We start from the raw sequence: 26,276 nt of genomic DNA, 5'->3' as shown, positions 1-26,276 counted from the left end.
CTGCGATCGCTGTATTGCTGCTCGCACGGCGTGCGTGGTCGTGGCGCTGCCATGACGTATCTGTCCCATAATGCTTCCTTCCACTCACGTGAAAATACCACACCATCAAATCCCGGGACTAAACACCCTAGCGCGTTCCAGTCTCATCAAGCATCATTCCTATCGGCTAAGGACCTTCGAAAAAGTCCCCAAGCGCCAGGCGTCGTCGGAACGTAAGCCGCCGTTGAGCCAGATGATATACGCGATCATGCAGCAGGTGGCAGCGCTGGCACAGCGCCCGAAGATTGCGCAACCGGTTGACCGTGGGATCGTGGTTCAAATGCGCAGCGGCCAAAACCACCTTGGTCTGCCGGGTCTGAAGCAAAGCAATCAGATCGGGAGGTGCAACAGGCCGTCCCCTCCCATTGAACCAGTGCCCCGTCTCCGGATGCTTCCACCGACCATCCGGAAGGACCTGCAGGATTTGTCCATGGGGTCGACCACACCGCTGGCATATTCCCCCGGCTCGCTCGAACCGCACCTGTCGGCTCAACTCGGGCCAGTTGGGAGGATAAAGCGCTTTCAGTTCCCGTCGGATCGGCATTTCTGTCCTTTAGCACAAAAACAACGTTTAAAGACGACGTCTTCCGGAGCCTGGCCGCCTACTCTTCTAGAAAAGATCCACCCCGAGCATATCGCAAACCCTGGCGGAAAACGGAGAACCGGCCCTATGTTCTCGACCATGACGTCTTCTGTCCCCGATCCCGTCCGTCTCGCTGAAGCCCTCCTCTTCCAGAGCAGCGGTCCTGTGTCCCGAATGATGCTGGCGCGGGCTCTGGGAGAGGACGTAGAGACTGCCCAGATCCTGAGCCAAGTGGCCAGGCGCACCGAGGGGCTGGGGTTTGAACTGGTCGCGGCTGGAGACGGCTGGATGTTCCGTACTGCCCCCGATCTGGCAGAAACCCTGAGGGCGGTATTGGAGCGACCGCCAGAACGCCTGCCCCGGGCCGTGCTAGAAGTGCTCCTGCTGATCGCTGCGCGTCAGCCGATCACCCGACCCGAAATCGAAAGCTTCCGGGATGCCGCCCTGTCGCAGAAGACCCTGGCCCTCCTGCAGGAGAAGGATCTCATTCGCAGCCTCGGTCGCAAGCCAGTGCCAGGCCAGCCGCAGCTTTGGGGGACGACCGAGACCTTCCTCGTGACCTACGGGCTGAGGTCTCTGGCGGAGCTGGATCCGCTGCTGGAAGGCCTCAGGGGGCCGCTCTAGGCCCTTTTGGGCTCTTTCTGCGGGGATTTTGAGACTGTTTTTTGTTATTCTAACACGTGGTAATGTTCTCTTACCGCGTATTAGATCAAGGTTGCCTTAATTGTTGTCTTACGGCAGATTCAGTGGATATTTCAGAGGGAAGATCACCGGCATGACAGTCCCGACAGATACCGCAAAGCGTCTCTCCGAAGCGCCCTCCCCTGCTCTGCAAAGTGCCTTGGACGCAGCAAAAGACAGTGCCCGGACCGCGGCCTATGCACCCGAAACCCTGCGAGCGTATGCCCATGACTGGCAGGCCTTCTGTCACTGGTGCGACGAACACGGAACGTCCCCTCTTCCGGCCGCTCCTCCCGTCGTCGCGGCCTGGCTGCACAGTCTGGCACCGCGTTTCAGCCGTTCTGCCCTCAACCGTCGCTTGGCTGCCATTGGGTATCAGCATCGCATGCGGGGGTTGGAGTGGAGTTCCGGCCATGCGGCCATCCGCACCACCCTCCGCGCGGCAGGGCGTGTGTATGGCGCGCCGCAGAAACAGGCCGCTGCCCTCACCTCCCAGGAACTCCGCAAACTCGTCGCACCCGAGCATAGCAAAACCGTCGAAGGGCTGGCGGATCTGCGCGATCGGGCCCTTCTGCTGATCGGCTTTGCCGGGGCGCTGCGCCGTTCAGAGCTGGTTGCTTTAACGACAGAGACCGTCCGGATCGTGGCGACCGGCTTGAAGCTCCATATCGCCCGCAGCAAGACAGACCCCGAACACCGGGGCGAAGAGATTTTTTTGCCGCGTGGCAAGCATCGCGAAACCTGCCCTGTCCTAGCTCTGGAGCACTGGCTGAAGAAGGCCGAGATTATGGACGGTCCCCTCTTCCGGTCTATCAATCGCTGGGAGCAGGTGGGACGCGATGCCCTGCATCCGGATGCCGTCCGGCAGGTCCTGCTGCGCCGTGCCAGGGTGGCCGGGCTTAAGGTGCCTTCCGGGGAACGCCTCAGCCCGCATGGGCTGCGTGCCGGCTTCGTCACTGAGGCCTTCCGGGCTAATGCCCGTGACGAGCAGATCATGGCACACACCCGCCACCGGGACCTGCGCAGCATGCGCCGCTATGTCCGTCGGGCCCGTCTGGACCTGGATTCTCCCGCCCATCTTCTGGACCTGTAGCCCGTGCCACAGACAACGGCTGAAATCATCGCCGACGTTGATGCGACAGTCGCGCGCCTGGAAGCCTATCGTCTGGAACTGGAAGCACGACCCGTTGCCCACGGGTATCTCGAACCGGGCCCCAGTGACGACGATGAACTGGGGGGCGGCTTTCGTCTCCCCACCCGTCCAGCGCTCACCCGCCACACCCCAAGGCCACCGGCAAGCGGCACGGCATTTTCAATCGCCGGGTCAGAGCTGTTAGAGCCGAAGACCCCTCTTTCTCGTCCGCTATTCAATCCTCAACCGGACTGGCTGGCACATGTCTTGACCGTCACAGGGTCAGAAGCCGTGCTGGCCCAGTTCCGGGCGGCAGCAGCGGGGACTGGGCGTCTGTCGTGGGGACCGGATGTCACCAACCGCGAAGATCTGAGCCGGATCTTTCCCGTTGGGGACTCCCGGACAGCCGCTTTGATCGGCCAGATTGTCCAGACTCAGACGGTCCTTCTCGCGCAGGAGACAGGATCGAGCTCTGTTCCGTTTGACCTTAATGCCCTTTGTCCTATGCCTCTGGATCTTCTCTCCCTCGGCCCCGCTTCCCCCATGACACAAACGTGGCTGTGGGAGCACTGGGGAACCTCCCGGCCACTGCGGCAAGTCGAAGTCATGGACGGGCATCCGAAAAAGATCACCAACCACTGGAGTTTTTCTTTCTGGTCGGCGGACTGGACGCCTTGGCCGGCTCTTCGGGCCATTGCGACCCAATGGCCCGACCTCACCTTTTCCATACGCCCGCTTTACGATGTCTGAGGGACTGCTTTTGGAAGTTGGAGCCTGGCAGGGCCCGCTGGAGGCGCTGCTGCAGGCCGTCCGTCGTCATGCGATAGATCTTCGGACGCTGCCGCTGAGAGAGCTGATCGATCAGTTTTTGATCTGCGTGGAAGAGCGGCTTAAAAACCGTCCCCTCGAACAAACTGCGAACGATCTTGTTCTGGCAGCGACCCTTCTTCAAATGCGCTCGGCTCTTCTGCTTCGGGAAGATACTGAAGAGCACCTTGCCGCCCACTCAGCAGCCGAGCAGATCCAATGCGCCCTGCTTCGAAAGAACACGCTTTTGCAAGCCGTGGAGTGTTTTGAAACTCGGGCGGTGCTGGGCGAAAGTGTTTTTGGACGCGGGAAACTGCCCCCCTCGCCTTCTGCTGCTGAGACAGCGTCTTCAATCCTCACCCGGGATCTGCTGGACGCGCTTTTGTCAGCGTCTCGTCGGAGGGCAAGGCTGCGGCCGCCAGAGAGTATCTTCCAGCCTTCTTTTGTACCGCGTGTTTCTGTTCAGGACGCTTTGGCATGGTGGCAGCGGAAAATTCGGGACCATCCGGAGAGCACGTGGGACCTCGTCGAGGGCGTGAAGCATTTTTCTCTTGGGGCGAGCCCTCAAAACCTAATGCAGCGCAAGGCCACTTGGGCTGCTCATTTTTTAGCAGTTTTGGAGCTGGAAAAACAAGGCGAAATATATGTCCAGAAGCAAGAACCATCGATCGCAATCGTAATATCCACGTTGATATTCCACACCGGAAAAACATCTAAGAGATGATTAAAACTTTTCTATTCGGCCTATTAAGAAACATATTTTTTATTCGCACGCTCACTAGTTCAAGGCCTCGAGTCGACCTGTTGTCGCTAAAGTTCCCATCTTGGATGATCTGTGCGGGAACTCTAGCGGCACATTCGTTCCCGAGAACTTTAGCGATCTTTGGGAACTCTAGAGACGGTATGGGAACTCTAGCGGCCGATATCGGGAACATTAGCGACCTAAGACTCGCAAAAAATGCCTTATCCCGAGAACTTTAGCGGCACATACTAATATCCAATTCCTAATATCTTTTCCTAGTAGCCAAAGTGTCGCTAAAGTTCCCGGAGACAAACTCAATCAACGGTGTAAAACTTGCTTCATGGGAACTATCCATGACCTTATCGAGAACGAAGGCCGCCAAGGCGCTCTCTCCTTCGATTATGACCGTCGCATTATCAAAATCGCGGCGGAATATATGGCAATGGAAGAAAGCTCTATTGGCTTTCTCTACAGCGGCTTCACTCACGTAGGCTTACCACATAAAAGGCTTTCTGATGACGCCGCATGGCAAGTTACGACCGACAGAGTGACGATGGTTGTAGAACCTGGTCGAAAGGCGTCACCCTCAGGCCAGCCAGTTTATGTCGGAGTTCCATACGGATCTAAAGCGCGCCTAATCATGCTCTATTTACAAACTGAGGCGCTAAAAACTAACAATCGAGAGGTTGAATTAGGCCGGAGCCTCCGAGATTGGCTTAAACGAATGGGTATTCCACAAGGCGGAAAATCCATTGCCGACGTACGCGAACAAGCTGAACGCATCTCTAGATGCCGAATTAACTTCGAATTTCATGGTGGGAACTCTAGCGGCCTAATCAATCAAAACATTGTCGACACAGCGATGTTTTTCGATGATAATCCGCAAAATAAGACACAATTTTTAGAACGTGTGAAGTTATCAGAAGTGTTTTTTGAACAACTAATTCGCCACCCCGTTCCAATTGAGGAAGCTGCGATTAGATCTTTAAATGGACACTCTCAAGCCCTCGATATTTATTGCTGGCTAGCTTATCGACTACATGTTTTACACCGCCCTACCCCTATATCTTGGATTGCTATTAAAGCCCAATTTGGGACGGGTGTCGTTCGTATGGGCCACTTTAAAGCGAAATTCATCGATAATTTAAAATTAGCTCAAGCTGTATACCCAGATGCTAAGACTGATGTGACATCAGCTGGACTAACCTTGTACCCCTCAAAGCCGCCAATATCTCCAAAAACGCCTAAGTCTTCTCAAATTCGACAGCAAGAAAGTCGCTAAAGTTCCCACTGAAAATATGGAAGGATCGAATCCTTTACCTGCAGCATGGGCTTTGAGGTTTTTAGCCATGATTTGAAAAGGACTCTAAGCTATTCAGATGGGAGTAAAAAGCAGTCTTGATCCAAAACAGTGGCGGCAGAAGGTATTCCCGATCGGCGCGCACTGAAATGGCGTCAACAAAGTCTATAGAGTCGGGAACGGAGAGGTGGACCCGTCCGTTCGGACAGTTTTGCGGGCTTGATAAGCTATACCCGGTTGTTGTTATGCCGCCCTTCTGACGGCGCTGCTGTTGGCCATCTGGTCCGGGGTTAACCCCGGACCAGATGGCGTCGGCACGTCATAATACGCCTCATCGGGCGTACGTCCAGCCAGCGCCGAGTGCGGACGCTGCCCGTTATAATGGGTGATCCATCCGGCAAGCCCGGCCCGTAGCTCCGATCCGGTCTCGAACGCATGCAAATAGACGCATTCATATTTCAGCGACCGCCACAGACGCTCGATGAACACGTTATCCAGCCAGCGACCGCGCCCGTCCATGCTGATGCGGATCTGACGCTCTTCCAGGAGCCCGGTGAAACGGGGCGTCGTAAACTGCGACCCTTGGTCAGTATTGAAAATTTCCGGAGCGCCATAGCGCGTGAGGGCATCCTGTAGCGCCTCGATGCAGAACTCCGCATCCATCGTGTTCGACAGACGCCAGGACAGCACCTTGCGCGTGAACCAGTCCATGATCGCCACGAGATAGAGAAATCCCCGTTTCATGGGGATATACGTGATATCGGAACACCAGACCTGGTTAGGCCGCTCAATGACCAGATCCCGCAGCAGATACGGATATTTCCGATGCTCCGGATGAGGCACACTCGTGCGCGGCTTCTGGTAGACCGCCCGCAGGCCCATGATCGCCATGAGCCGCCGGACCCGCTTGCGGCCGACTTCATATCCCAGGCGGCGCAGATACCATGTCATCTGCCGTGAGCCATAATATGGCGTTTCCAGGAACTGGGCGTCGATCAGCCGCATCAACGCCAGATTGGCCTCGCTCTGTGGCACTGGCCGATAGTAGACGCCAGACCGGTTCAGATGCAGCAGCAGGCATTGCCGGACAATGGAAAGGCGCGGTCGCTGTGGGTCAATCATCTGCCGCCTCTGATCACGCCCAACCGAGCAGAGGCATCGCGTAAAAAATCCCGTTCCACGAGAAGCTCGCCTATCTTCGCGTGCAGTTTCTCCACATCAGCAGGGCTGACCGGGGGCTCGGCCACCGGCTTCCCGGAGAAGGTCGCCGCCATCCCCTCGATCGCCTGCCGTTTCCACTGGGCGATCATCGTCTGATGCACACCATGTTTCGACGCCAGTTCCGCCAGCGTCAGTTCCCCACGGATCGCTTCCAGGGCAACCCGTGACTTGAACTCTGCCGCATACCTCTTGCGCGTAACCTTGCCCATAAAACCCGTCCTCTCTCAGGTCGGATTATAGCTTATCGTCCTGTCCGAAAAATGGGGACCACCTCTCGGATTCGTACTGGGTATGGACGTCAATCACTGGTTCCACTTCTGGCATTCCGATGTGACGTGCGTTGGTAAAGCTCGCGATACTATCAAGACCTTGCCACGTGAAGCCAACGTCCGGTGCTCGGCTAACTATAGCACCAAGTGCGAGCGATGGTATGACTTGTTGTATTTGCCCGACAACTAACCTTGAGCCGAGAGCAAGCCTGCTGCAGATCCACTAATTGGCGCACATCGGCATAAGAAAAACGCGCATATAGCCGATAAGCCTGTCGAAAAACCCTATTTTCCACGTTCTCGCCGCTTACGCCAACCCGACAGGGTTTGTTGCCACTTCTCCTTAAGATTTTGCTCAGAACACATGGCGGCGCGTCACAGTTGCAGCCTGCCTGTTGGAAAACATCCGTTTTCCTATGGGGATTGGGCCATGCCGTGGCGGCATCGTGAATCTCTACCGCAAATGGCTAGTTTTCAGTCACTGTATAAAGCCATTTGTGGGCAGCTTGGGGGGGGTAAAAAGAAGGTCTGGTTTGGAAGAGTCCAGACACATTTTCTGCCGTTCGTTCGGTTATGTGTAACAACCGCTAGGCATCCATTTTTGTCACTTCAGTTGCACCCATTTTTGTTACTTCAGTTGCACCGACAGTTCCGAAAGCAGCCGTTCAACCTGTTGCAAACTGGTGGCGATGTAAGAGCGCATCACTGACTTTCATTGCCATTTGTGCTTAAACATTTACCATGGAAGCTAATAATACGCGCAATCAACACTTTCTCGCACAAGTGGATCAAAGGCTCAACGCATTGAACCCACATGCCCACAAAGACAATCAACGCATATATTCTTTTAAGATCGCCAAACGTGAAAGCTACCTCCTCAAGTTAGAAAATTCAAAGGGCAACTTCATCGAAAAAAATTTGTCTGTGTTCGATCTGTTCAGCTTTGATGTTCTTGATGACAACAAATTACGATACAATTTTGAGTCACTATTCCAAAGGTATGAAGGGTATATCGAAACCCACACAAAGTCTCTGCTCGCTAAATTAAATGCGGGGGATCATGATGTAAAATCCGAGATTATCGATTTGTTCGCGGCTAAGCTTATCAATTTTGTGCGTAATCCATTTTGTATCCAAAAGGTACTAAACACTTTTCCAGGTGTTTCTAGCTATGATCCTACCGATCGGGTATTGCTCGCTAGCTATCGACGAATAGTAAATGGGAAGAAGCCGCAACAAGAATACTTGTGTCGTACCCTAGGCATTAGCGACCTGCAATATATTGAATGGCTACGTTTACTATTTATGTTGCTGACACCAATGTACACAGGACATACCAATTTCTTTGAAGACATAATCAAGAACCTACTGGAGGATCGGAAGAATTATATCGCAGCTTTTGTTTGCGAATACGAAAATGCGTACTGCCTTCTTTCTGATAGAGGATTTAGTCAACCGTTCGAAAACGGCGCACACATGGCATTCTCGTTTAATCTTTGCTCCACGGCGTTCGTCCATTATTTCGTTTGTGATCCCGTCGTTCTTTTAAAGGATAAAGCACATCCGGAACTTCTTGCATACGCCCTTGCTGCCCGTGAGAAAGTATGGCCACCACAAATAAATGTTACGTTTCGCCGCAACGACCTCAACATGCTTGCGCAGTATAATCGTCGGGTGGTCGAGCAGTGTTACGAGCGGGTATTTTGCGCAGCAAAAAATGGTCTGATTTTATTTGAACCACGATTAGCAACAACGTGAGAGGTCATAGTGTGACTTAGTCTAAATCGCTAGCTACTCATGCAACGGTCATGACCTTTTGAAATGAGGGCGCAATCGTTAATGTCCCCTTCCTCTCATTTTCCGATCCAGAGCGGACCATCGGCTTTCGGCCAAAATGGCAACCGGAGTTTGCACTGATCATGTCAGCCCTGTCGAAAGAGATCTTGGCGACTGCATGTCCGACAGACGGCTACTGCCACCTGTCTGCTCCTACGTCATTGAGCGGACAGACATATCGGGGGACAGCGAAGTGTCCGCCATTGATGGATGGGCTTCGATAAGCGGACGTCTTGAACAGGGAACATTGAGCATCTGTGAACTCGGAGCACAAATTCTGTCTATTTTCTTATCGCAAACACGTTTCCAGTTCCCAAGAACTGGCCATTCTGATCCAAATACCCATCAGAGATCTGGCAGACTTTATCCTCCAAAAATGCATCGAAGATACCTGTAATCTCACATGGCGAGAAATGAAAAAGCTGCTTCTTGCTCTGCGTATCTGATGCGACCAACAAGCCGTCTGGCAAATAGTCGCTCCCAGAAAGAACGCCTATGACCCGTGCGTGCAGCATTTTGTCGGAAATTGTTTTCGGCTTTTCTCTCCCCAACTTCCGCACTGTCATATCATAGTTGTTGTATATCCCGCTTGCAGTGCGACTTACGAACTGTTCACGCCATTCCGCATCCTTCTTACGCATAATCTCGTGAACCTCCAGAGGAGTTGCGCAAAAACGATCCGTTACCAGCCGGCATTCTATCAACCGTCTCATGCATATTGCGGCAACTCCTACCGCCCTTTCTAGCATATGATAGGGGTTGTAGTCGGTTTCCTCCTCAGCAAGTGCTTCGCCAAGGTGCGTAATAATTCTGCGGCGCTGCTCGGCTAGCTCGTTCTTCCATGTGTAAGGCTGCCACTCGGAAGAGCTCACTTGGCCCAACTTACGCGCTTCATTGATTCGCTTTTCTATTTCTTCGTTAGATACCAACTATTATATTCCTTTAATATTCCGAAAATAATCAGAATTTAGAAAATTTCTCGGAAGGAATTACATTAACAATTAAGATATTTAACCATTTCAGTCTTTAGATAAAGCCTATCAGAATAAATAGTCCGCTTTCGGGATTAATACGGCGTGTTCGTATGTTTCATAAGAGGCGACTACAGCCTATCTGCTACCATTCACTGAGCAGACAGGTTGTTTAGCGGGAAAGCCAAACGTCTTTTAACTGCAGATAAGCAGTACGAAGCGCCAAACCGGCTCGCTACACTGTTGGAATAGTGCCGCCATCCAGAACGTAATCCACGCCAACGATATATCCGCTGCGGTCAGATGCCAAAAACGCAACAAGTTCTGCCACCTCATCAGGACGGCCCGGGCGACCAACAGGGATCCCGCCAATCATGTCCATGACGTACTGACGTGCAGCATCCTCGGATATATGCCTGTTTTGCTGGATTTCCGTGATCATCCCATGCGCACCAGACGTCTCGATAAAACCCGGCGACACCATGTTTACCCTTACGCCGCCTGCTGCAACCGTCCTCGAAAGGCCCTTACTGTAAGTTCGTAGTGCGCCTTTTGCAGAAGCATAGGCCAGTGTCGACTGTGATGGCGGCATGATATGGGCGATTGAGCCTATGTGAATGACCACGCCGTGCTTTCTTTCGAGCATCCCCGGAATGAAGGCACGGTCAAGACGGACTGGCGCCATCAGATTGATATCAAGTACCTGCTGCCAGAACGCATCTGTCAGTGTCTCGAAGCCGCCGGGAGGCGTAGCCGTGGCTCCAAGATTATTGATGAGAATATCAAGTCCGCCCCATTTGTTCTCAATTTCCTTCACAACCGCATCAACGCCCGCGGTTGTCCCGAGATCAGCCGCGACAAACATGGAGGGTTCGAAAAACCCTCTGTTTTCGATGCTTTCTATGTGATTCCCTTCCTTCGGTTCTGGTTGAGGGAATGGCGCTATGAAACAGCTTGGTTTCTTTGATGTTGAAGAGAGGCTTGCTCGGTTGAGTGGACTTGGCGATCAACTCGAAGCGTTTTCCCGGACTGTGGATTTTGAGGTCTTCCGCCCTGATCTGGACAAGGCTCTGGCGTATTCGGATGGGAGCAAAGGCGGGCGTCCGCCGTTTGATCCGGTGCTGATGTTCAAAATCCTGGTGATCCAGACGCTGAACAATTTGTCTGATGAGCGGACAGAGTATCTGATCAACGATCGCCTGTCGTTCATGCGTTTCCTTGGCCTGGGGCTGTCGGACCGTGTGCCGGATGCCAAAACGGTCTGGCTGTTCCGTGAACGCCTGATCCAGGCGGGGGCCATTGAAAGACTGTTTGACCGATTTGACGCGACCCTACGGAACGCGGGCTATCTGCCGATGTCGGGTCAGATCCTGGATGCAACATTGGTAGCCGCTCCAAAGCAGCGCAATACCAACACTGAGAAAGCCGACCTCCGGGCAGGGCGTATTCCTGAAGACTGGCAGGACAAGCCATCCAAATTGTCCCACAAGGATCGCCATGCGCGCTGGACACTGAAGTTCACCAAAGCAAAGCGGCAGGATGATGGGACGATCCCGTCAACGGATCTTGCCATTCCGTTCTTTGGCTACAAATCGCATGTTTCCATCGATCGAAAATTCAGGCTGATCCGCAAATGGAAAACGACGGATGCCGCCGCCAGCGATGGGGCACGATTGAGAGAAGGCCTGCTAGATAAAACCAATACGGCCTCAACCGTTTGGGCAGATACAGCCTATCGCTCAAAAGCCAATGAGGACTTCATGGACAAAGAGGGTTTCGTCTCAAAGGTTCACAGGAAAAAGCCGCACCTCAAACCCATGCCCCGCCATATCCAGCGATCCAATGCAGGCAAGTCCGTGATCCGATCCTGCGTTGAGCATGTCTTTGCGGATCAGAAATCACAGACAGGGTTGTTCGTCCGAACCGTCGGCATCACCCGAGCCACCACGAGGATCGGACTGGCCAATATCGTCTACAACATGCGCCGCTTCATCTTCCTGGAACGGATCAGCACTACAGCATAGCAATCCAGAGAAGGAGGCCTTCTCTCTACTCAAAACGCAGAGCGAAAGCGACCCAAAGAACCGTCAATCAAATCGCCAAAAGCCCAAAATCAGAACCAAGACACATCAACCAACGGTTCTTCGATCCCTCCACATGAGATCGGCATCCCGGGAGGCCGAGGGCGCGCGCGCCGTTGTTGCAACCTGTGCACCTGATGCGGCAAACCGATGGGCAATCGCCGCGCCAATTCCCTTCGTGCCGCCTGTGACCAGCACTCGCTTCTTATCGAACTCGTTTTTCATCTTGCGTGATAACTCCGGATTACGTCTGAAGGAGAGAAGAAAGACGATGCGATGTCGCGCTGGTGACAGCGGTTACTGTCTGCAGTAATCAGATCCTGCAGACATTTTCTCAACCGCGTCTCTGCGGAAGCAGGATGGGGAATGATCGTTGACGATGCCAACCGCCTGCATCCAGGCATAGACGATGGTCGGGCCAACGAACTTGAATCCTCGCTTTTTCAATGTTTTCGAGATAGTCTGGGATAACTCAGTTTCCGTATCGGACCCTGTTCCTTCCAATGGTCTGCCGTCTGTGAACGACCAGCAGAAGGCGGAGAGATCGTCCCCGGCCTCCTGCATCTCATTGAAAATCTGTGCGCCAAGGATGGTCGCCTCGATTTTGGCACGTGCGCGGATAATACCGGCATTTCCCATCAGTCGTTCGACATCTTTTGCGGTGAAGGCGGCCACTTTTCGGGGATCGAAGTCCACAAAGGCATCCCGGAACGCCGCACGTTTTCGCAGCACGATCTCCCAGGAGAGTCCTGCCTGAAAGCCTTCGAGCATCAGCATTTCCCAGAGCCTGCGCGGATCACGCTCTGGCACGCCCCATTCGGTATCATGGTAATCCTGCATCAGGGGGCTCGAACTGGCCCAGGCACAACGACATTTATGATCCATTAAGCGTCTCTTGTATGGAATTACAGGTCAACGATGCGGGTATCGGCGATGGTCCCGGCAAAACCGTTCCCGAACAGGCCGGCAGGCGTCTGGAAGCCGGGGCGGACTTCTCCCCCAAGCACGCGGCGCGCGGCTTCGACTGCGGCCAGAGGCGTGAAGGTGTAGCCGTTCACCGTATCAAGAACCGAACGGACTGTGATGCCATTCGCTCCCGTTACCTCGGCCGCTGCCTGATAGCGGTGTGCTTTCCGTTCCTGCGCGTCGGGGCCATCGGGAAGAAGTGCGAGGTCGCCGCCCGGAAAAGCATTGCCCGAGATATGCACGAATGTCTCGATATCCGGAATATGGGTTGCCCGTCCGATCGTGATGAGATCTGGAAGTGTCACCGGAAAACATGACACCGCACCATGGCCGAAATCAAAAGGCCTCTGATCAGGTGCCGGACATGCGACAAGATGGCCCTCTTTGCAGATCAGCGTCTCCGGCGTTACATTTTCCGCAGCAGTGATTGCCGAGCCACGTGACATGGTGCCGGAGACATTCAGCGCAATGGCGATTTTTTGGGGGGCCTGCACGCGTTCCGCCGTATGTCCGGCGAGGCATCCCAGCATGGCAACACTGCCGCCGCTGCCCGGAAGCAGTATGACGCCTGCGGCACCGGCAATCGTATCCAGTTGCGCGGCAAGGCGGTAGCTGTCCAGTTCCGCCGCGATATCAAGGTAATGAACCCCACAGCGAATAGCACTCCGCATCAGTGGCTCAGCCGTGCGTCGATAAGGGCCTGCACAGTTCAGCAGCACCGTCACATCTGACAGGGCCAGATCGATGGCGGTGTTCTGTTCGAGACTGAACACACGATAATCCGCCCCAAGCCGGGTCGCGAGTTCCTCAAGCCCGTCTGCCCTGCGACCGGCGAGAATGATGGAAAGACCGACTGCTTTCGCATGCTCGGCAACCATGCGGCCGGTATAACCATAAGCCCCATAGATCATCAGTATCCGCGAGGGATTTTCAGTGGAAATCATACACAGAACCTCAGCGGCCATGCTGCCAGCTCTTGTAGACGAATTCGAGGCTGTAGCCGTCCGGATCGCGGACCTGGGCGGCATAGTATCGCGGGTCATAATGAAGCTGCGGCCCCGGGGGGTGGAGGCCGGTTGCGCCGGCCGCCAGAGCAGCCTCAAAGGCCGCTTCCACTATGGCGGCAGATTCCGCGACAAAGCCGACATGGACCGCCCCGGCTGCTGCCGCTCCCTGTCGCAGCCAGAAGAACATGCGGCCCCCGGCACCGAAACCCTTGAGATCCGGATAGTCAACTGGCGCATTCTTTCCGTCATAATCGAGGCGGTTTGTGATTCCGAGGTGTGGAAGCACGGCTTGGTAAAAGGCGATCGATCGGTTGATATCGCTCACTGTCAGAAAGATATGATCGAGCATGGGAAATCCTCAAAGATTATAACAGCCAGACACTTCGATGGTCTGGCATTTCGGTTGCCGCCAATACCCATGCCAATACTCGTCGGAGCTTATCGCCCGACCTGGAGAAACAAGAGATAATGTCGACAGCAGATGATCGCTCTCACGATTCTCTCTGAAACCTGCCTGTTTCTGCTTTTCCGTTGCTCGGGGAAAAGGGCTGTGAAACAACGCCGGGTATGGAAACGCAGCTTCAGGAACTCAGGCATCTGGCCGCACGGGCAGAAAACCGTCGGACGGAGACAGGCATTCCGCGGGTTGCCATGGTGCAGGGTGAAATCCCCGAGCATCAACTTACGGCCGTCTATGAACCCATGATCAACGTGATCCTGACGGGTTCGAAAACCATGACAGTGGGCAGCCGAACCCTTCGCTATGATCCGGCAACCTATTTTGTGATGTCGGTCGATCTGCCTGCTGTCGGCGCCTTGCATCCGTCGGAAAAGGGCCAGCCCTACTTGGCGGTGAGCCTGACGCTGACGCCCGCCATTATCGCCAGTCTGCTGGCAGATCTGCCTGAACCTGCCGGGAGCGATCCCTCCAGTCCCGGCTTTTCGGTCGCACCTGTTACCCCGGAGCTACTGGATGCATGGGTTCGTCTGCTACGGCTGATAGAACACCCGGATGAAATTGCCGCCCTTGCGCCAGTCTACGAACGCGAGATCCTGTTCCGCGTCCTTCAGGGACCGCTCGGCTGGATGCTGCGTGACATCACCACACCTGACACCGCCCTTTCGCGGGTTGCCAATACAGTCCACTGGATCCGGGAAAATTTCGCCAGGCCGCTACGTGTCAGCGACCTGGCAGAGATGGCAGCACTCAGCATCTCCACCTTTCATCGCCACTTCAAGGCTGTGACCGCACTGAGCCCGCTTCAGTATCAGAAGCGTGTAAGGCTGCTCCATGCCCGATCGCTCCTGATCGCGGGCGAAGGCAATATAACGTTCGCTGCCTTCCATGTTGGATATGAAAGTCCCACTCAGTTCAGCCGAGACTATGCACGACAGTTTGGCCTCCCTCCCTCCAGAGACGTTGTGCGACTACGGCGGATAACTTCAGGCAGGGATTAATTGCTGTTCACGATGATTATGGAAAGGCAAAAGCAGGCGAGGTCCGCTTTTGGAAAAGCCGTAGTCCTTCCTTAGGGCGTAAATGTAGGCGTAAGCAGTAGGTCCGCTTTTTCTAGCAGCTCCCCCGGGGTTTGGGTGGCTGCGGAACAGAAAACCTACACAAGATTTACAACCAGTAAGTCTATCGAATGAGAACCACTTCAACGCCGATTGCTTCAGCAATTTCAGCCCATGCCCGATCTGCCGTGACCGCAGGGAGATTCATTTTTTTTGCTAATGCCAGACAGGCGCGGTCTCCGTGGCTGAGACCGACCCGCTTGGTCGCATCGCGCATCAATCCGGCCGCGAGAGCTAGGTTATGATCAAGAGGCCGTACGTCGAGGCGCAGAGCTGCGATCAGTTCGGATATTCCTTCGGCCGGAACGCCTTTATCAACGGCTTTGGAAACGATTTCCTGCAGGTTTATGGCGGAGATGGCTGCATCACGTAGCCAGCGCCGAGCTTCTTCAGCTCCGGTTTCTTCGTTCAAGTCCGCAAAGACAGCGGACGTGTCGATGACGCAAATCGGCATCAGCGCTGCACCTTATCGTCATGGTTGTCCAGCGCATTTTCTGCACGTCGTTCAGCGATGACTTCGTCGGTAATCGACATGCCGGCCGGGACATATTTTCGGAACAATGCTCTGGCTCGATCAAGCGAGGCATCGGGCGTTATCAACCGAACCTCCCCGTCCACGATCTCCGCCATGACCTGACCGCCTTTTTCGACGCCGAGTGATTTACGCAGGCCAATCGGCAGGACAAGTCGGCCATTCGGCATAACATTGATACGAATCATATAAATGCTCTCCGGCACCACGAGGTTACGACATTGATCTAGGTCATATTTATAACATAGGTCATTTTATGTGGTAATGCCATAAGTTCTCCCTGTCCGAAAACGATCGTTTACGGACAGGGGAAGAGCGACCTGTCCGTAAATTACCTTGACAGGATTCCGGACATGGCTAACATTTCGGACATCCTATTCGGACGAAATGAACCCCATGCCACGCACCTTTGCCTATGTTCGCGTCTCAACAGTCGGGCAGACGACCGAAAACCAGATTCAGGAAATTGAAGCAGCCGGTTTTCGGGTTGAGCCGCGTCGCGTCGTTACCGAAACAATTTCCGGGAGTACATCCATCGCGCAACGGCGTGGCTTTGCTCGCCTCATGGATAGACTGGAAGCTGGAGATGTTCTGATCGTGACCAAGCTTGATCGTCTTGGTCGCGATGCGATGGATGTCAGCACCACGGTTAAAATGCTGGGAGCCATGGGAGTGAAGGTTTACTGTCTCGCTCTTGGTGGTGCTGATCTGACCAGCTCGTCCGGCACAATGACGATGCAGGTTCTGAATGCTGTTGCACAGTTTGAACGGGATCTGCTGATTGAGCGGACGCAGTCCGGCCTCAGACGAGCAAAGTCAGAAGGAAAAACCCTGGGGCGACCTTCTGTACTGTCAGAAGGTGAGAAGCAAAGCGTGCTCAAAGACCTGGCGGAGGGTATGAGCGTGTCTGCACTAGCCAGAAAATTTTCTACAAGTCGCCAGACTATTATGCGGGTTCGAAGTGACAGCTTTCCCCCCGGCTCCGTCTAGCGGTAGGTCTGCTTACGCCTACAACTCGGACGTAGAGATATGGACCTTTGCACTGTTTTCCGCTTAGCTGACATGATCTGTCCGGCTATCACGAAGACACATCTGGGCTCGTTTCTGACCTTAACGGTAACTGCTTACAGTGCGAAATGGCGAGCTAAATCCCGATCCGTCATCTATATGGACTGTCTCAAGCCGAGGGCTTTGGGTTTGCGGGTAAAGCTGATGTTGGATGCTCCGCAGTTGCAAAGGAGATGTTTCTTGGCTCCGCGCGGAGGGGTGACCTCGAAGAGTGCATTACATGTCGGGCAGTGGAGGAGCGCGACTAGCGCCCGGTAGGCTGCAACAACTGGGCCGAAATCTTTTTGATCAAAATTTGCCCATTCATTGAAGTGAACCGCCGGATTAATCTGCCACTGTTCAATCGAAGCCCCCGTAATGGCGGATTCGAGATTGATCTTCCTGACCTTAATTAAGTCTGTCTTAGCGGCGTCATTCCATGTTTCGGCGACCTTAATTCCATCGCTGTAAAGTTCGCGCAGCCGGTTGAGGGCAGGCTCAAGAAGATCGCCGAGATCGTAACGACCGTCCGCATTGTAAAGGACTTTAGCCCGGAAGGCTTGGCAGGCCTCCGCGGCAACGTATTCAAGGTAGTTGCGCAACTGAGCAGCGGCATTGCGGACATCACCGTTGGCGACGGCGGCCTCGATTTCGCTCCAGACGTCGTTGTCGAGCCAGATAGAGGGGCCGGTTTCCACTGACCATTTTCGAAAACGGACTACATTCCTTGACGGCACCAAGCCTGTAGTCTGCATCAGCTTCATCCAAACGGGGTCATGCGTGGTCAGGACGAACTGGGTGTTGGGGAATTCCGTAATGAGCATACGCGTTACTTCCCGCCGATGGCTGGTGTCCACGGACATCAGCACGTCATCGAGCACGGCGAATGTGAATCGCTTGCCCTGCAAGTGGTCCATCAGTGCAAGGTAAAGGCAGAGCCCCATGCTGTCTTGGTGCCCCTCGCTATGGTACGCTCCGGGCGGAAACTTACCCCGCTTATAGAAGTCGACCTTGAAGTCGAGACTTGCCTTCTCCTGCTTCATCTCAGCGTCGAAGGCATCTTCATCGTCCGCGTTCAGTTTCCGATAGAGCTCCGAGAACCGCGTCTGGACCTTCTGGTAAATAGCTTCGAGTGCAGCCTCTGTTTCTTGGGCATAGAGAGTCGAAACCTTCGCGGCGACCTTAGCCTCCTTGGCGGCGCGGGCCTCCGTTCTAATAGCGGTATGGAGGACATTGAGTCGCTCTTGGGCCGCGCCGAGCATGCTTGCCGCCGCGTTCTGAGCCGAGGGCTCGGGTAGCGCATTAACCGCCTTTTCGAGGTCTGCCAGCAGAGGCGCTAGATCTTCAGGATCAGGCAGAGCCCCCAAGGTCTTGAGGGTCGCGTCGACCGGCAGGAAGTCCTGAAGACTTTCGATGGCCGTGCTCAGAGCCACGCCCCATTTTCCGAAAGCACCCATCAATTCTACTGAGATGAGCGCCTTAGCGTGCGGCCAGACGGATCGGAGCATATCCCGTTCGGTCACAAGTTGAGCGACAATCGGTGCCAGCTTCGCCTCGGCCCTCTCTCGGAGGGCCTTTACCTCGACGAGCTTGGCGCGCTTCGCCCCAACGATGCTGACAAATTCATCGAACTTATATGGCACGCCGCAAGCCGGACAGTGTTCGCCGTCGAAGAGATCAAGAGCGGTCTTCAAGAAGTCGTCGCGGACGACCGCATTCAGAAGACTGGCGTCTTTTTCCAGTTCTTTAAGCTGATCGACTGTGCCGGTTCGTTCTTTATCGAAAGTGGTCTCGCTACGCGTCGCCTGGGCCTCACGAAGTGCCTGCAGATCGTTGCTCGCCACGGCTTTGTTGACGATAGCGGTCACCTGTCCACTCGTTTCCGCAACACCGGCTATGATGACGGTGTCATCCAAGATTTCCGAAAGAGCGGGGAGGCCAAGGATCATCCGTTGCGTGTTGACAACCTGGACGGCCGTCTGGGCTTTGGCCGTCAGATTGAGAGCGCGATCAAACGCGGCCTCCGCCGTTTTCGTGGCTTGTGCCGCGGACCTCTCCGCCGATGTGGCGTCACGGGCGATCTTCGTAAAGCGGAGCCGCAGCGTGTTGATGCGGTCGAGCTTCAAGAGCTCCTGCACATCCTTGGATCGAGCGCCCGGCTCGGCGAGAACGTAGTTGGTGACCTCTCGCCGTGATAGGGCAAACTCTGGATGGTCCTGCAAGTAAGCGAGAACCTTTCGCGTCTCCGTTGTGTCGGGGGTCAACGTCGGCGTGTTCGGCGCTTTCACTGTTCGGCGGATAGTCATCGTCTTATCGGACTGACTGAGGCGCACCACTGCTTCTGCCCAAGCGTCCTCTGGCGTTACACAGTCGATGTGCGGCGCGTGCAGTTTAATCGATAGATCGCCGCGTCCACGCCCGGTCAGCCGTGACACCGTTCCGGACAACACAAATTCCAGTGCGTCGACGATTCCACTCTTACCAGTTCCGTTGGGGCCGCAGATCGCAAAGTTCTTGCCATTCAGGTTTAGGGTGAGATCACGAACACCGCGGAACTCGTGGACCCTTAAAGTCTCGACGTGGATCACACTTCCTCTCCAATGAAGAGGGCATGCTTCAGTTGAGTCTCACTATCTTCCCGATCCACAAGGAGGGTATTCCGAAGCTGCTTAGCCACCTCCAACATCAAAGGCTCGGCTTCGACTTTAGTCAGGAAGGCTTCGAGGATCTGATCGACTACAGATCCTTCGGAACTCGTTTGCGATTGGCTGCCTTCATGATCGGACATTGCGTTGCCTCCTAACGGCTATGCTATCATGATGTGCTGCATCCGGCCATTTTGGATCGCTGTAATCGAATGCGCGTAAGTTGTTAGCGGCTTCCACTATGAAAGGTTATTCGCGCGCTCATTCCCGAAAGTCGCCTTCCTGGAACAGAGCGGGTCTCCGTTTCTGGATCGCCCATGATCTCGCGCTCCCTTACCTGAAGGTCCACTCGTCGCCACATAGCGGCAGAACTGGCTCGGCAGTTCTATGGCCTGATTGAAGTAGCCTGCTGCGTTGGACGGACGACTGTAATGGACGGAGATCCGTCGCGAAGCTCGACTATAAAATGGCTGCTTTTTCTGTGATTACTATCGTCCGATAGCAGACCTACTGTGTTCCCCCCTTAGCTGCCTGAGAGACACCACGCAGGCGGCCAGATACCGTGATGAGAAATTGGGGTATTTAACGTGAAGATTTATACAACGCACACGAAAGTGCATTTTACGTACGCGTGGGGTGAGCACCGTTAGAATTCGTGTCATCGCTCCACGCCTCAGTTCGGTACGATTTTCTGCGTCGCAACATCGTAGTGGAAGAGATGGAGCTGTCCGTCTTCGATCAGTTTAACGGCCTGTCCAACATGCTCGGGCAGCACATAGAACCACTCTTTTGGCGAGATTTTCTTTCCAAGACGATCCACGACAAATAATTCGGCAGGGCGTGCGGATACAAAAAAGCGGTGCAGGAGATCCTCAACCCTATGGCGGGAGAGGTTCTTGAGGCTGTACGTGGCCACGATATCCACTGGAGCCAGTAGAAATGTTGGATCGTTACGGGCATCAGCCACACGGCGGGCAACGTCCTGACTGGTCACACCGATTTTGTGTAAGATCATCCGCTGCTCTCGAATGGCAGGATCTTCTGAGCGCGACCGGGCGACATATATGGTGCCAGATAGTTCAAGCTGATCACTCTCCCATTCTGGATCAACCGGGCCAAGCCCCACCTTCTGCACGGTGCGCGCAGTCTTGTCTTCCGAGAGGGACTTGCGGAAGGAAGACATTAAAGGGTCGCTCTCTGTCCCGTTAGAGAAGATGACCCGTAACCGGTGATCCCGAGAGCCGCCGCGAGAGGTCATCTCGGACTTCTCAGCAATCAGGGCGAGCAAACCATTTCGGATGAAAAAATCGCCTTCTATGGGCTCAATAATGGCCCATTTCTTCACCGCTCTTACTTTTCGCTCTCCCGTCTCAAGAGCACGCTGTACGGCTTCAAAGCGCTCACGAAATTTCTCAAAATCCCGGCAGGGTACAAACTCAGCGCGATGATCGGGTGTCACCCGTTCGCTTGAGGGGGTTGTGTGTTGGAAGGTGACGAGTGAGGGATCAACCTCCAGTTCGTCATCATCAAAGATGTCATCGAGACTTTCCGGGATGGCATCCTCAGGGACTTCGTCCTTCCACGAACGAGGCGGGGCGATTGGCTTTTGGTCGAGAAGAGCTAGGCGGTCGGCTGCTCTCATTTTCTCGGTTGGTGAAGTTTTTACAGCGCCCCAAGTCATCGCCAGCTTCATCTCGTCATGGGCACGTGCCTCTGGGTCTGGCAAGCGGGCGTTCTGCTCGACAAAACGGGTAACGTCCAGCAACACCGCGACGCCACGATCTGTGGTGTTTCCACTTCGGGTACCACGTTGTTTGAGATCCAGAAGACCAAACTCGTCGTGTTCGCTGTAGATGTCATCCAGAGAGGGGCGCACCATTATTGTGCCGCCTCGCGCAGACGCTTGGCTTTTTCGGCTTTCAGCCAGGCAAGCGCTTCGGCCATGCGTTTCTCCAGTGTGTTAGCGGAGTTCACGTTGGGCTCACGCCCTTCTGCCGCGCGAAAAGCCTTAATGCGTGGCCATAAAGTCCGTGCTTCGTCTCCACTCATCTTCACCCGCAAGGCGACCATGGCGGATTGCACATGCGCGAGGATCTCAGCATTCAAGGATTTAGACGCGACTTCGAAGCGTTCCTGAAAGACGTTGATGCTATCAATCAACTCAATATCGATGTCCCGAACATTGATAAATTTCTTCACCATCGCCAGCAGAGTGTTCGGAGCACTGTCAGGTGTCTCCTCACCACCATCGTTCGCTTCGCCTGTTGTGGGGGCAGCTTCGGTTGGTGGAGCACCAAGCACGGATTGCGCGCCCGTAATATCCTGTTCGGCTTGCTTGCGAGCCAATGTCAGGACGTTCATATGCGCAGCCAGATGCTGGCGAACGGATTCAGCCTCTTCTGTGTCCAACGTCTCGTAACGTCTTTCGATGATATCCGTTAGAACCATTTGCGTTGCGACTTCAGGAGCAGTTTCCGGTGACAGCACACGGCGATCCATTTCCTGATAGGCCGTCGCCATCAGGTCGTTCATGTCCTTTTCGCAAATCGCCCGCGCACGGTCTGTGGGTGGCTCCATGAGGCCTTTAATTCCGATGGTGACATTACCTTCATCATCCGTGCCAATCGGTGCACGAACATCGCCATCTTCCCGACGGTAGAATTTCAGGTTCGGAGCGAGGACCTGCTCCATCAGCAGTGAACCCGAGATCGCTTTCAGCATATCATTCACAGCATCAGTGACCACGCCCGTTTCAACACCTGGCTCCGCGACAAGGTTTGTGAACAAGGCGCGAGGTTTCCCGGGCGCATCACGGGTTGCACGGCCGATGATTTGCACGATCTCAGTCAGGGAGGAGCGGTAGCCGATGGTCAGAGCGTGTTCACACCACACCCAGTCAAAGCCCTCCTTAGCCATGCCAAGCGCGATGATGATATCGACTTTGGCTCTGTCAGCGTCGTCATCACGCTTACCATCCGCTCCTCTAATCTCATGGGATAGAGCGGTCTTTACGTTGTTGCGGCCGGGACCATCATCCACCAAATCAGCAATCTTCAGAAGCCGTCCTTCTGCTGTGCGGACCAAATCAAAGCCGGTCTCAGGGTCTCGACCTTCATGCTTTCCCAAGAAATCAAGGATCCAACCCACCTCGTTGTATTTGTCATCAAATGCTTCAGATGAGCCGCGATGCGGGATATGGATAATCGTCTTTTGGTTGGGGTTCAGAACCCCTTCAAGGCCGTTGATGTAGTTTCCTTTATAGAACTCGTAATTGATGCCGAGTGCCTTGAGGAACGTGTAGCTCTCTAACTGCTCGTAATAGCTGTAGGTAATCTTGGTGAAGCGGTCTTCGTCTTCTTCTCGTAGAACCGGATCTGAATCGCCACGGAAGTAGCTGCCCGTCATTGCCATTATATGGCATGCATCACGGGTAATCAGGTTCCGCAGAATAACGCCGAGGCGATTGTTGTCTGATGCTGAGACGTGATGGAACTCGTCTATCGCAATGAAACACCGGTCAAACGCTTCGATACCACTGGCTTCGATGACAGCATCAACGCCGAAGCGGAATGTCGCATGGGTGCAGACCAGAACCTTTGCGTCGCTTTGCAGAAAGGCTTGGAACGCTTTGACCTTTTCTTTGCTCGCGTCATCGCCCGTCAGACAGAGGTTCCAGCGTGGCTCGACGTCCCAATTTGCCTCAAAGCCGTAGCTCATCAGATCGGTAGAGCGAAAAGAACCACCGATTGAGGTTTCAGGGACGCAAACGATCACCTTGTCCAGTCCCTGATGCAGCAGCTTATCCAGTGCCACAAACATGAGTGCGCGGCTTTTACCCGCAGCCGGGGGCGCTTTGAGGAGAAGGAACTGTGCGGCCCGGGCGTCATAGGTACGGGCCTGCATGGGACGTTGGCCTAATGCGTTCGTTTTGGCTGTTGACGTGCCATACGTGACGTTGAGCATCTCGACCATGGGTCAGGCCTTTTTCTTCTTGCTGGCAGTTTCTAGTGTTTTGATCTTGGCCGCATAGAGTTTGAAGAGTGTTTCCAGGCGTTCCGTGTCATTGCGGAAGGGGCGGCCGATATACATGCTCTCCAGCAAGTCATCGTTTTCTTTGTGCACAGCGCGAAGGTCGTCCGGCATTTTGTCCGGATCGTATAAGTCCGCGATCGTTTTCGGGTAGTGGGAATAGCGGCATTTCAGGATGCGGCGTGCTGAAGCCGACAGGGCTTCCAGCTGCTCGTCCGTGAATTTCGGGACTGGGAAGGTGTTCCAGCCGAGCGTGTTGGAATAACGGAAATCGGACTTTAGTTTGCCGCAGACAGTGGCGATCCAGACGAGATGGAGACGGGACGCAATGAGCGCGATGCACCATTCAGGGGCGTCGTAGAGAACTTGATTGAGGTCCGATGAAATCACGTCGGCTCCCACCCTCTCCACAGGAAGGTACGGGCGGCGCTCGGAGGTTACGCGGGGTACGAGGATGGCGTGGTTTTGGGGAGCGATATGTTCACGGAACTGATGAGGGCGTTCAGCTAGTTCAATGCCGCCTTTATCTTTCATGTTTAAACGAGCGTCTCTAGTTGCAGAGACACGCTGTGCTATCTCTGTAATTTGCAGAGATTCAGGTAAATCCTCATCGGATATCCAAAGACAATACCTTTCAACACCCTTCACCACTTCTTGAGAACCCATAAACTTACGAATAAATTTTTTTGATTGGGGTGTATTATGAAGAATTTTCTGTCGCTCCTCGGGAAGTAATATTAGATTCCCTGCATCATAAGGCATGCAACCAAATCTCATTTCCGGCAAAGAAAACAAATTATAATTTGACGGGGAGACAAATATATTATGTTCATCAATTAAATAGCTATTGATGTTTGACGGCGCCTGAGAAACATCATCTTCGAAAATACACTTTTCCGCCTTCGATGTATTGCGCAATCCAACAATAACGCAAACCACGGCAGCGTTTTTAGCAGCATTATTTCGCCATTTAAATGATCGATGCGCAAATCCAATTTCGACGCCTTCGGTAAGGATTTCTGGCCAGAGATTTGCCGCTGATGCACCTTGGCAAATCGAGTTGGTTGCAACCAACGCTGCCTTTATGTTGCGTCCCCGCAGATAATTAGCTGCCTTAAAGAACCACGCCGTAACAAAATCAAATGCGCGAAAGGATTTCACCTTTCCTAAGAAAACATGGTCCATGCTCGCCTTTTGCTGGAAATCCTGCTGCGCTTTTCCCAGAAATGGGGGATTTCCAGCAATAAAAACTTCTTCGTCCTTATTGGGAGGTGGGCATACAGCTTCCCAATCAAGCTCTAGGGCGTTGTCTCTGTGAATGCGGGCAGCGTCCCGCAAAGGCAGGGCCGCAGGACAACGTCCGAAAACCGCCTTAAAATTCGCATTGGCCTGATATTCGGCTATGAACAGTGCAAGCTTCGCCGTCTCAGCGGCGAAATCCGAAATCTCAATTCCGTAGAAATGGTCTATCTTGATGCGTGAGAACATCTCGCTAGTACCCATAGCATTGCGCCCATCAAGCTCCTCCAGACGCTGCATAATGCGCGTCTCGCGTGCCCGGAGTTCTCGATAAGAGACAACAAGAAAATTTCCCGATCCGCAGGCGGGGTCAAACACACGGATGTGCGACATATGGCTCAGCGTTTGCTGAAGTGCGCGAGCACGATCCCAGCCTTTATGAATCTCCACGTCCAGATCATCGAGAAAAAGCGGCCCGATGACCTTCATGATATTCGGCACTGACGTGTAATGCATTCCCAGTTCAGAGCGTTGCTTTGGATCCGCAACAGACTGGATCATCGAACCGAAAATATCCGGATTGATCTCACGCCAATCTAGCCCACACGCCTCACGCAGATAGCGGAAGGCAATAGTATCGAATTTCGGTGCATCAATGGCGCCAGCGAACAGACCGCCATTCACGTAGTCCAGCTCACCTGTCCATGCGGGCAGACCTGTTCGCTCATTCTTGGGAAGGTTCATCGCCCGGAAGGCTGCCATAATGGCCTTATGCGCTTCCTCACCTTTATCACCTGCATATGTGAAAATCAGGCGGGAGAATTGATGCTCTGGAAAGATGCCGACGTCTTCGGCAAACATACAGAAGATCAGCCGCATCATGAGTTGGTTCATCTCATGACGACGTGCATCTGTTCCCCAGTCGGGGTTCGCCCTGATTAATGCGTCATAAAGCTTGGCGAGTTTCCCAGTCGCCTTCACATCGACCGGGTTTTCCTCAACGGCGCGATATCGCTCCTTACCCGCAGCGGGGAGGAAGAAGCCGAACTGATCTCCTAAGTCCTTAAAGGCGCAATGGAGTGTTTCGCCCGAAGCAGTATGTTCCGCCGCAATCATCTCACCATCTGTTGCGAGCAAAATAGCGGGCTTGGAGGATTTGGTTTTCTTCGAAGCTCTCAGTTGCTCAAGAGTAGCCTCACTCTTCCCGGCTGGGGCCGGTGCATAATGAAATCGCTTGCCAAACAAGACCCCGCCCGGAAGGTCAGATTTATTGGTCGACCCGTTACGAAGCTTTGAAATTGCCGCCTGTGAGGCATCTGTCGCTTCAGCAAACGAGAAGGGAAATTCCTCTGCATCAAAGGACACCTCTGCGATCTTGGAGAGGGCATCGTAGATTTCAGTCGGGTTCATGTCGGGCCTTGGTGTGCAGCAGAGTTCAGCAGGATCAAACAACTGGCGATATTACTGCAACCGTGTGTCACATATGACAAGGTAAGGCCGGGACGTCGGGAGAAGGACGCCTATGTTTGTGTATCACTGCTGTTGGCTATACCGGCATGAGCCGCCCATGGACT

At 54.0% G+C, this 26,276-nt stretch carries 24 protein-coding genes; 9 read left to right on the top strand and 15 right to left on the bottom strand.

Going from position 1 to position 26,276, the window contains the following annotated elements; genetic code table 11:
• Positions 1 to 166: 166 nt before the first annotated feature.
• Positions 167 to 583, bottom strand: a complete 417-nt coding sequence (locus ABDK75_RS16640; RefSeq protein ID WP_346006480.1) for a hypothetical protein — start codon at positions 581 to 583, stop codon at positions 167 to 169.
• Positions 584 to 721: 138 nt separating this feature from the next.
• Here ABDK75_RS16640 and ABDK75_RS16635 point away from each other — a divergent pair, with 138 nt between their 5' ends.
• The 5 genes from ABDK75_RS16635 to ABDK75_RS16615 all read left to right on the top strand — a co-directional run bounded on the left by ABDK75_RS16635 (position 722) and on the right by ABDK75_RS16615 (position 5,266).
• Positions 722 to 1,246: an SMC-Scp complex subunit ScpB gene (locus ABDK75_RS16635; RefSeq protein ID WP_346006479.1), complete on the top strand. Its 525-nt coding sequence runs from the start codon at positions 722 to 724 to the stop codon at positions 1,244 to 1,246.
• Between the two features lie 151 nt (positions 1,247 to 1,397).
• Positions 1,398 to 2,396, top strand: coding sequence for a tyrosine-type recombinase/integrase (locus ABDK75_RS16630; protein ID WP_346006478.1), 999 nt, complete (start codon positions 1,398 to 1,400; stop codon positions 2,394 to 2,396).
• A gap of 3 nt (positions 2,397 to 2,399) precedes the next feature.
• A complete protein-coding gene (locus tag ABDK75_RS16625) occupies positions 2,400 to 3,185 on the top strand; it encodes a hypothetical protein (RefSeq protein ID WP_346006477.1) in 786 nt (261 codons plus the stop codon).
• Positions 3,178 to 3,966 (top strand): segregation/condensation protein A, encoded by a 789-nt coding sequence (locus tag ABDK75_RS16620; RefSeq protein ID WP_346006476.1) that lies wholly within the window; start codon positions 3,178 to 3,180, stop codon positions 3,964 to 3,966. The genes ABDK75_RS16625 and ABDK75_RS16620 overlap by 8 nt, the downstream gene beginning before the upstream one ends.
• A gap of 358 nt (positions 3,967 to 4,324) precedes the next feature.
• A complete protein-coding gene (locus ABDK75_RS16615; RefSeq protein ID WP_346006475.1) occupies positions 4,325 to 5,266 on the top strand; it encodes a replication protein RepA in 942 nt (313 codons plus the stop codon).
• A 261-nt stretch (positions 5,267 to 5,527) separates the two neighbouring features.
• Here ABDK75_RS16615 and ABDK75_RS16610 read toward each other — a convergent pair.
• Positions 5,528 to 6,714 (bottom strand): IS3 family transposase gene (locus ABDK75_RS16610; protein WP_346006474.1). Its coding sequence is split into 2 segments (ribosomal slippage): positions 5,528 to 6,456 and positions 6,456 to 6,714, totalling 1,188 coding nucleotides; the frame shifts between segments, so codons are not numbered across the junction.
• A gap of 801 nt (positions 6,715 to 7,515) precedes the next feature.
• Here ABDK75_RS16610 and ABDK75_RS16600 point away from each other — a divergent pair.
• Positions 7,516 to 8,532, top strand: coding sequence for a hypothetical protein (locus ABDK75_RS16600; RefSeq protein WP_346006473.1), 1,017 nt, complete (start codon positions 7,516 to 7,518; stop codon positions 8,530 to 8,532).
• A gap of 359 nt (positions 8,533 to 8,891) precedes the next feature.
• Here ABDK75_RS16600 and ABDK75_RS16595 read toward each other — a convergent pair whose 3' ends face one another.
• Both ABDK75_RS16595 and ABDK75_RS16590 read right to left on the bottom strand, forming a co-directional pair.
• Complete coding sequence (locus tag ABDK75_RS16595; protein WP_346006472.1) at positions 8,892 to 9,539, bottom strand: hypothetical protein; 648 nt, start codon at positions 9,537 to 9,539, stop codon at positions 8,892 to 8,894.
• A 277-nt stretch (positions 9,540 to 9,816) separates the two neighbouring features.
• Complete coding sequence (locus ABDK75_RS16590; protein WP_346006471.1) at positions 9,817 to 10,446, bottom strand: SDR family oxidoreductase; 630 nt, start codon at positions 10,444 to 10,446, stop codon at positions 9,817 to 9,819.
• A 79-nt stretch (positions 10,447 to 10,525) separates the two neighbouring features.
• Here ABDK75_RS16590 and ABDK75_RS16585 point away from each other — a divergent pair, with 79 nt between their 5' ends.
• Positions 10,526 to 11,605: an IS5 family transposase gene (locus tag ABDK75_RS16585; RefSeq protein WP_346006470.1), complete on the top strand. Its 1,080-nt coding sequence runs from the start codon at positions 10,526 to 10,528 to the stop codon at positions 11,603 to 11,605.
• Between the two features lie 105 nt (positions 11,606 to 11,710).
• On the opposite strand, the gene ABDK75_RS16580 is transcribed toward ABDK75_RS16585, so the two are convergent.
• The 4 genes from ABDK75_RS16580 to ABDK75_RS16565 all read right to left on the bottom strand — a co-directional run bounded on the left by ABDK75_RS16580 (position 11,711) and on the right by ABDK75_RS16565 (position 13,984).
• Positions 11,711 to 11,887, bottom strand: a complete 177-nt coding sequence (locus ABDK75_RS16580; RefSeq protein ID WP_346006469.1) for an SDR family NAD(P)-dependent oxidoreductase — start codon at positions 11,885 to 11,887, stop codon at positions 11,711 to 11,713.
• Between the two features lie 72 nt (positions 11,888 to 11,959).
• The gene (locus ABDK75_RS16575) at positions 11,960 to 12,547 is read right to left on the bottom strand and encodes a DNA-3-methyladenine glycosylase I (protein WP_087636567.1); all 588 of its coding nucleotides are present in this window, start codon (positions 12,545 to 12,547) and stop codon (positions 11,960 to 11,962) included.
• Positions 12,548 to 12,567: 20 nt separating this feature from the next.
• On the bottom strand, positions 12,568 to 13,593 hold the full coding sequence (locus ABDK75_RS16570) for a saccharopine dehydrogenase NADP-binding domain-containing protein (protein WP_019092360.1): 1,026 nt from the start codon (positions 13,591 to 13,593) through the stop codon (positions 12,568 to 12,570).
• Positions 13,583 to 13,984, bottom strand: a complete 402-nt coding sequence (locus tag ABDK75_RS16565) for a VOC family protein (RefSeq protein ID WP_019092361.1) — start codon at positions 13,982 to 13,984, stop codon at positions 13,583 to 13,585. Before ABDK75_RS16565 ends, ABDK75_RS16570 begins: the two co-directional genes overlap by 11 nt.
• Before the next feature lie 218 nt (positions 13,985 to 14,202).
• Here ABDK75_RS16565 and ABDK75_RS16560 point away from each other — a divergent pair, with 218 nt between their 5' ends.
• The gene (locus ABDK75_RS16560) at positions 14,203 to 15,093 is read left to right on the top strand and encodes an AraC family transcriptional regulator (RefSeq protein ID WP_019092362.1); all 891 of its coding nucleotides are present in this window, start codon (positions 14,203 to 14,205) and stop codon (positions 15,091 to 15,093) included.
• Positions 15,094 to 15,274: 181 nt separating this feature from the next.
• On the opposite strand, the gene ABDK75_RS16555 is transcribed toward ABDK75_RS16560, so the two are convergent.
• Both ABDK75_RS16555 and ABDK75_RS16550 read right to left on the bottom strand, forming a co-directional pair.
• Entirely contained in the window at positions 15,275 to 15,664 is a 390-nt protein-coding gene (locus ABDK75_RS16555; protein WP_346006468.1) for a type II toxin-antitoxin system VapC family toxin, read from the bottom strand.
• Positions 15,664 to 15,930 (bottom strand): hypothetical protein, encoded by a 267-nt coding sequence (locus tag ABDK75_RS16550; RefSeq protein ID WP_346006467.1) that lies wholly within the window; start codon positions 15,928 to 15,930, stop codon positions 15,664 to 15,666. Before ABDK75_RS16550 ends, ABDK75_RS16555 begins: the two co-directional genes overlap by 1 nt.
• A 208-nt stretch (positions 15,931 to 16,138) precedes the next feature.
• On the opposite strand from ABDK75_RS16550, the gene ABDK75_RS16545 reads away from it, so the two are divergent.
• A complete protein-coding gene (locus tag ABDK75_RS16545) occupies positions 16,139 to 16,732 on the top strand; it encodes a recombinase family protein (RefSeq protein WP_346006466.1) in 594 nt (197 codons plus the stop codon).
• Between the two features lie 173 nt (positions 16,733 to 16,905).
• Here ABDK75_RS16545 and ABDK75_RS16540 read toward each other — a convergent pair whose 3' ends face one another.
• The 5 genes from ABDK75_RS16540 to ABDK75_RS16520 all read right to left on the bottom strand — a co-directional run bounded on the left by ABDK75_RS16540 (position 16,906) and on the right by ABDK75_RS16520 (position 26,112).
• Positions 16,906 to 19,377, bottom strand: coding sequence for an AAA family ATPase (locus ABDK75_RS16540; protein ID WP_346006465.1), 2,472 nt, complete (start codon positions 19,375 to 19,377; stop codon positions 16,906 to 16,908).
• Positions 19,374 to 19,577 (bottom strand): hypothetical protein, encoded by a 204-nt coding sequence (locus tag ABDK75_RS16535; protein ID WP_346006464.1) that lies wholly within the window; start codon positions 19,575 to 19,577, stop codon positions 19,374 to 19,376. Before ABDK75_RS16535 ends, ABDK75_RS16540 begins: the two co-directional genes overlap by 4 nt.
• A 530-nt stretch (positions 19,578 to 20,107) precedes the next feature.
• Complete coding sequence (locus tag ABDK75_RS16530; RefSeq protein WP_346006463.1) at positions 20,108 to 21,313, bottom strand: GIY-YIG nuclease family protein; 1,206 nt, start codon at positions 21,311 to 21,313, stop codon at positions 20,108 to 20,110.
• Complete coding sequence (locus ABDK75_RS16525) at positions 21,313 to 23,406, bottom strand: DEAD/DEAH box helicase (RefSeq protein ID WP_346006462.1); 2,094 nt, start codon at positions 23,404 to 23,406, stop codon at positions 21,313 to 21,315. The genes ABDK75_RS16530 and ABDK75_RS16525 overlap by 1 nt, the downstream gene beginning before the upstream one ends.
• A gap of 3 nt (positions 23,407 to 23,409) precedes the next feature.
• Entirely contained in the window at positions 23,410 to 26,112 is a 2,703-nt protein-coding gene (locus ABDK75_RS16520) for a DNA methyltransferase (protein ID WP_346006461.1), read from the bottom strand.
• Positions 26,113 to 26,276: the final 164 nt, after the last annotated feature.

The organism is Gluconobacter sp. OJA, from assembly GCF_039638325.1.
Classification (GTDB): Bacteria; Pseudomonadota; Alphaproteobacteria; order Acetobacterales; family Acetobacteraceae; genus Gluconobacter; species Gluconobacter cerinus.
Note: the sequence above shows the minus strand (reverse complement) of the source record. Positions and strands in the feature narration are given on the sequence as shown.